The organism is Psychrosphaera sp. F3M07 (assembly GCF_018860345.1).
GTDB lineage: Bacteria > Pseudomonadota > Gammaproteobacteria > Enterobacterales > Alteromonadaceae > Psychrosphaera > Psychrosphaera aquimarina.
In genome coordinates, this window is record NZ_JAHKPJ010000012.1 from 259456 (window position 1) to 266035 (window position 6580).

General features: G+C 37.9%; 4 protein-coding genes and 3 tRNA genes. 4 read left to right on the top strand and 3 right to left on the bottom strand.

Going from position 1 to position 6580, the window contains the following annotated elements:
- Positions 1-9: 9 nt before the first annotated feature.
- Positions 10-1554 (bottom strand): hypothetical protein, encoded by a 1545-nt coding sequence (locus KO505_RS06145; RefSeq protein ID WP_216054566.1) that lies wholly within the window; start codon positions 1552-1554, stop codon positions 10-12.
- Between the two features lie 370 nt (positions 1555-1924).
- Here KO505_RS06145 and KO505_RS06150 point away from each other — a divergent pair, with 370 nt between their 5' ends.
- Positions 1925-2149 carry a hypothetical protein gene (locus KO505_RS06150; RefSeq protein ID WP_216054567.1) on the top strand — a complete coding sequence of 75 codons (225 nt, stop codon included), beginning with the start codon at positions 1925-1927 and terminating at the stop codon, positions 2147-2149.
- Between the two features lie 44 nt (positions 2150-2193).
- Here the strand turns inward: KO505_RS06150 and uvrB are convergent, their stop codons facing one another.
- Together uvrB and KO505_RS06160 are read right to left on the bottom strand one after the other, a co-directional pair.
- Complete coding sequence (uvrB, locus tag KO505_RS06155) at positions 2194-4215, bottom strand: excinuclease ABC subunit UvrB (RefSeq protein WP_252731661.1); 2022 nt, start codon at positions 4213-4215, stop codon at positions 2194-2196.
- Between the two features lie 2 nt (positions 4216-4217).
- The gene (locus KO505_RS06160) at positions 4218-5576 is read right to left on the bottom strand and encodes an MATE family efflux transporter (RefSeq protein ID WP_216054568.1); all 1359 of its coding nucleotides are present in this window, start codon (positions 5574-5576) and stop codon (positions 4218-4220) included.
- A 606-nt stretch (positions 5577-6182) separates the two neighbouring features.
- Between KO505_RS06160 and KO505_RS06165 the strand changes: the two genes are divergently transcribed.
- The 3 genes from KO505_RS06165 to KO505_RS06175 all read left to right on the top strand — a co-directional run bounded on the left by KO505_RS06165 (position 6183) and on the right by KO505_RS06175 (position 6460).
- A tRNA-Asn gene (locus KO505_RS06165) sits at positions 6183-6259 on the top strand.
- A 22-nt stretch (positions 6260-6281) separates the two neighbouring features.
- Positions 6282-6358: transfer RNA gene (locus tag KO505_RS06170), tRNA-Asn, on the top strand.
- A gap of 25 nt (positions 6359-6383) precedes the next feature.
- Positions 6384-6460 (top strand) — tRNA-Asn (locus KO505_RS06175).
- Positions 6461-6580 lie beyond the last annotated feature (120 nt).

A 6580-nucleotide genomic window follows, 5' to 3' on the forward strand; every position in this document is an offset into this window, starting at 1 on the left:
ATGCCTTAATTATTGATTTAAATGTGCGTCTAATATTGCTTGCCACGTTGAAGGTGTACCGCAATTGGAGTTGTTAGATACATTGTTAACATTTATTTCCAGACTAGACAGCCCTGCGCAGGAAAACGAATTCGTATTACCAGTAAAAGAATCACCAGATAGTTCCGCTTTACTACTATGAATTTCAACGTTATTTGAGATGGTTGAACTTTCAACTGTTAAAGTCGAGTTATGTTTTATTTGTGAATTGTTACCACTTGAAGTTATCGTTGAATCAACCAACCATACTGTACTCGCCCCATAGCCTGACACAAACGATAACGTTGTTTTTTCCAGTTTAAGGTGAGAGTTATAATTAGCAAAAGCTTCATTCAAGGTACCAGTACCAATATGAGCTTGAGAACCTTGATCAGCTTCTAATCGTTCAACTTCTACATTATTAATATGGGCGCTCGAATTATTGGTGATTTTTATATTTTTGGAATCGCTAAACGTCATATCACCAAACAAACGGATGATACTTTGGCTCATGTAAAAATCACCATCTATCTCCATGTTACCGGCTTGCAAAAAACCGCCTCCCTCTAACGATACGTTGCCTTTTGTGGTAATTTTAGGCGTATGTTCTTGCCATTCCCATGCTTCCCAAATAACCCCTTTACCAATTTTCAATGCACTACCATCTGTAGAGTTTAAAGTGACATCGGTTTGCTGGTTAACTGTTGTTGCCCCGTTTAAATCAAGACCCCAAGGTCCCCCAACATTAAATGTGCTCGGTGCCCCTGTAAATCTTATCGTTGCATTATTTCTAGCAAACACACCTGTATCAAACTCGTTTGCTGTCACTCCATTGATATAAACTTGTGCGCCTTCTTGTGCAACAATAGCTGCGATGTAGGTGTTATCACTAGATCCCACGCCAGTGATCACCGTATTATTTACACTGCCATGACCACCACGGTAAAAACCGATAGCATTAAAAATATCGTTCGTGCCTGCCTTTATATCTAAATTTGAAATGTATAAGCCACCACCTAACCCATTATCTAGCCTAACTTGCAAAGTGTCAGGGTGGGGAATAATTGAAGCACGTTGCTCTGCATCAGCTGCATATAACTGGACAGATTGAGATGCTAATTGAATTCGTCTGTCATTATCTTCATCGTCATCTGGATTACCTTTTATGAATCGTATATCACCGTAACATTCACCAGTTATACTGAAATTGACATTACTGTAGTGTGCATTTGCTTGATATTTTTCTAATAAATCAGAAGGGTTATTAGTACAGTCTACAGCCAATTCTATTTCACCATCTTTTAACTGAGTTAACGGCATTTCACTATTTTCCATTTCTGCAATTTTAGCGTCTAATGCAGTCAATGCCTCTTCACTAGCAGTAGCGAGGGTAACCAAGTGTTGAAAATTAGCATTTACTTCTGCAGCTTTAGCAGGTGTGCCAGCTGTAAATACGTTTGGAACTGGGTCTGCTGCTAGTGCAGAAAGTGATGTTATTGAGATGAAGGGGATGAGGAACTTCTGATTTAAACGCATACAATATCCTTACTATTTTTTATCATTTGCCTTTGAATTAAATTAAGTTAGTTAACATAGATAATTTATGACTATTTAACAAGACGAATAAATTTCAACCATATCTCTCAAATTGATAATGATATTAAAGAGAAATCTTCTGAAAAATAAATTTTTAATAAAACATTTGGGGTTACCCCCACTATTATAAGTAAATAGCTTCCCGCATTTAATTACACTTTCTATTCATAAAAGAAATAACTGCTTATTTATTCACAATAAAATAATCTAACAAGTACAAGTAACAACACTAATATTTGTAAGGTCAATGAATGAACAAATCAAAAGGATTTTCCGTTATTAAAAAGTTTATATGAAGGTAGGATTAACGATGAATAATGTAATGAGATGCCAAGCAGATGTGATTAATAATTATCTAATGAATAATGATGGGCTAGCCGCTTCAGAATTTATGAGCGACATGTCGATGCCATTTGATCAACAAGACCGTGTTTTATCTGCAATTAGTCGACTGAATAAGCCTTCATCACGTAAGATTGGATTAATAATTGAGTTATCCGCAAACCATACAACAAACGAACTATTACAAAAATAGTTCGTTTATTGCTGTTAGAAATTCGAAATAATGATGGATATTAATTAAGAGTTTTTAATGATCTGTTGATGCAGCTGCTGAACTTTATCTCTAAGTTCTCCCGCTTTTTCAAACTCTAAGTTTTTAGCATGTTCCATCATTTGCCCTTCCAGTACTTTAATCTCTTTAGCAATTTCCGTTGGCGACTTAGTTTTGTATTCTGCTAAGCCTTCTTTGATTAATATTTTTTGTGCCGCATTTAATGCTGGGTTATCACCACCCACGTCCATGATGTCTGTGATACTTTTCACAACACCGCGCGGCGTAATTCCATGTTTTACATTATAAGCATGTTGAATTTCCCGGCGTTCATTTGTCACATCGATGGCTTTACGCATTGATTTAGTTATACGATCGCCATATAAAATTGCACGACCATGAATGTTACGAGCCGCACGGCCTATCGTTTGTATTAACGAACGTTCTGAACGTAAAAAGCCTTCTTTGTCAGCATCAAGTATTGCGACTAAAGAGACTTCTGGCATATCCAAACCTTCACGTAGTAAGTTAATACCTACCAACACATCAAATTTACCACCTCTTAAATCACGGATGATTTCAATTCGTTCAACCGTGTCTATATCAGAATGTAAATACCGAACTTTAATCCCATGATCGGCCAAATAATCCGACAGGTCTTCAGCCATTCGTTTGGTCAATGTTGTCACTAATACACGTTCATTTTCAGCGACCCGTAAATGAATTTCAGACATCAAATCATCGACTTGTGTGGCCACTGGCCTAACTTCAATAATAGGATCTAATAACCCCGTTGGTCGAATGACTTGTTGAGCTACATCGTCTCCGCACTTCTCTATTTCATAGTTACCTGGAGTTGCGGACACATAAATGGTCTGCGGTGAAAGCTGTTCAAATTCAGGAAAACGTAACGGTCTATTATCTAATGCCGAAGGCAAACGAAAGCCATATTCCACTAGATTCTCTTTACGAGAGCGGTCACCTTTATACATAGCACCAATTTGTGAAACCGTAACATGTGATTCATCAATGATAAGTAAGCCGTCTGATGGAAAATAATCGATCAACGTTGGTGGTGGTGCGCCAGGATCTCTATCTGATAAATACCTAGAGTAGTTTTCAATGCCCGAGCAATAACCTAGCTCACGCATCATTTCCATATCAAACAGAGTACGTTGGCTTATTCTTTGTTCTTCAATTAGTTTATTGGCTTCTTTCAGTTGTGTTTTGCGTTCTTTTAATTCAACTTTAATTTTATCAATCGCCGCCATAATTTTTTCACGAGGCGTCACATAGTGCGTTTTAGGGAATATCGTTGCTCTGGTAATTTCTCTTTCCAGTGCTCCAGTTAAAGGGTCAAAACTGGTTAACTTCTCTATCTCTTCATCAAATAATTCTACTCTAAAAGCGTATTTGTCTGAGTCTGCAGGAAATATATCAATTACGTCACCACGGACACGATAACAACCACGTTGAAATTCAATATCGTTGCGTGTGTACTGTAACTCAGCTAAACGTAATAAGATTTGTTTATGATCGACAATATCACCAACTCGAAGGTGCAATAACATCTTCATGTAGGACTCTGGATCGCCTAAACCGTAAATAGCGGAAACTGACGCGATAATAATTACATCACGTCGTTCCATTAATGCTTTGGTCGCTGACAAACGCATTTGTTCAATATGTTCATTAATCGAAGCGTCTTTTTCGATAAAAGTATCAGTTGAGGCAACATAAGCTTCTGGCTGATAGTAGTCATAATATGAAACAAAATATTCAACCGCATTATTTGGAAAAAACTCTTTCATTTCACCATATAATTGCGCTGCTAACGTTTTATTATGAGCCATGATCAATGTTGGTCTGTCGACGGAACTAATCACATTAGCCATGGTAAAGGTTTTACCGGTTCCCGTAGCCCCTAATAAGGTTTGATAAGCCAAACCATTATCTAATCCTTCAACTAACTGCTTTATCGCTGTAGGTTGATCACCACTTGGTTCAAATTTACTGTGTAAGTCAAACGCTTTAACTATTTTATCCATGATTAACCTTCTGCCTTAACTACTGCAGCTTGTGGTAATGCTTTTAAAAACCACTTATAGGCGATGATTGCGGTAAATACATTACCGATTAACGCACCAACAAAAAGTCCAACTAAGCCAAAATATACCGATCCTAAATATGCAAAAGGTACGTAAAAAACAAATAAACGGATCACTGACAAAACCAGTGCGCTCATCGGACGATGAAGTGCATTCAATGATGAGTTAGATAAAATGATAATGCCTTGGAAACCATAACTTAACGGTAAAGTCCAAATGAATAACTTAATAACATCCATTACAACAGGATCATCTTTACCAAATGCCATAGCGATATACCCAGCGGCTAATGCGAGTAATAAGTAAACGCCCAGTTGCCACAGCAAGACAAATTTAATCACCGACTTATAAGCCTGCTCTACCCTATCCCATTGCCCAGCTCCAAAGTTTTGGCTTATAAAAGGCGGTAATGTCATGGACAGCGCTAATACCACCATACTGGCAATGGACTCAATTCGAGTACCTACACCAAATCCTGCAACAGCCGCATTTCCATGAACTGCAATAATTGCAGTTAATACCGCCATGGCTATTGGGGTTAACATGTTAGCCCCTGCGGCAGGTAAGCCAATTTTTAAAATACGTTTGCTTACCGCAATAAATTGGGTAATTGGGATCCAACGTATCCATATTAATTTACGTTTAACAGCCAATATATAAATTACGATTACAAACCCAAACGCCCAAGCGATGACACTCGCAATAGCGGCGCCTTGAATGCCCAGCTCTGGGAATGGACCAATACCGAAAATAAGCAAAGGGTCTAAAATCGCATTAATTAAGCCGCTGGTTGCCATAATAATACTGGGTGTTTTTGCATCCCCTGATGCCCTTAACACAGCATTTCCGACCATAGGGGACATTAAAAACACCGCACCTATATACCAAATGTCCATATACTCATGAATTAATGGCAATAAATCTGACTTTGCCCCTAATAAGGTGAATATTTCATTGGTGAATAAGTAAGTGAGGAAAGCTAAAACAGCAACTAATATAAAAGAAAGGATCAAAGCCCCTAATCCATCATCTTTGGCTTGCTCTAATAAATTAGCCCCACGAGCTTTGGCAATCACAGCAGAGGTGCCTATGCCTAATCCAATAGACAAACTTATGATGGTGAAGGTGACGGGAAATGTAAAACTAATTGCAGCAAGAGGATCAGTACCAAGTAGCCCAATAAAATAAGTGTCTATTAAGTTAAATGACATTAACATTAACATGCCAAATAGCACTTGTTTGGTCATTTTTTTTAACACTGGGCCTATTGGTGCTGTTAGTAAATTTTCAGAAGACGACATAAAATTGAAATAGACCTGAGAAACAAAAGCCTATTCTAATGAAACTCTTCTATTTGTTCACCTTTAGTTTCTATTTAATTTAACTTTTATTGCACAACCCGCATAATTCCTACATTAATCAATATTTAAGCGCTTATATAACGAAAAGTAATCAATTTACACTGTTGTTGTACACAGCTGATTTTTTTTAAGTTATGTTTATGATTATTTTTCGTACCAAAGTGCATAATCGAGCAATATAAACAACCTAACCTTTTGATAAATAATGATTTATAAAATAATCGAAGATTTTCACATTTACCGTATTGACACGCGATTCTACTGGCCTGTAGCAATATATAACAAACTCACACACAGAGTTATCCACAGATTCGGTGGATAAAATGCCACAGACCTTTAACCTCGTGAATTACAAAAAACTGCCCCAAAATGGACAATTTGTTACAACTAAATTTATCTCAAAACTGCAATATATTTTTGTAGTTTATTTAATATTGTTTAGGAACTGTACAAATAGACCAAAATGTCAAATTTAAGGCATAAAATAGGTTGACAGTGGCCTACTCGATAATTAAGATTGCGCCCCGTTGTCAGACGACGATATGTTCCCCCTTAGCTCAGTTGGTTAGAGCGACGGACTGTTAATCCGCAGGTCCCCCGTTCGAGTCGGGGAGGGGGAGCCAATTTAACGTTTGACAATAGTGTTCCCCCTTAGCTCAGTTGGTTAGAGCGACGGACTGTTAATCCGCAGGTCCCCCGTTCGAGTCGGGGAGGGGGAGCCAATTTCTACTTTATTCTCGATACAATTCCCCCTTAGCTCAGTTGGTTAGAGCGACGGACTGTTAATCCGCAGGTCCCCCGTTCGAGTCGGGGAGGGGGAGCCATCGAAACTCCAAGTTCTAAACATCAATTTATATACTCTAAAAGTAAATAACTGCATCACCTACCCTATTTTATATATTTCTATTAGTTAGAGCGACGGACTGTACTCTTTAACTTGCACA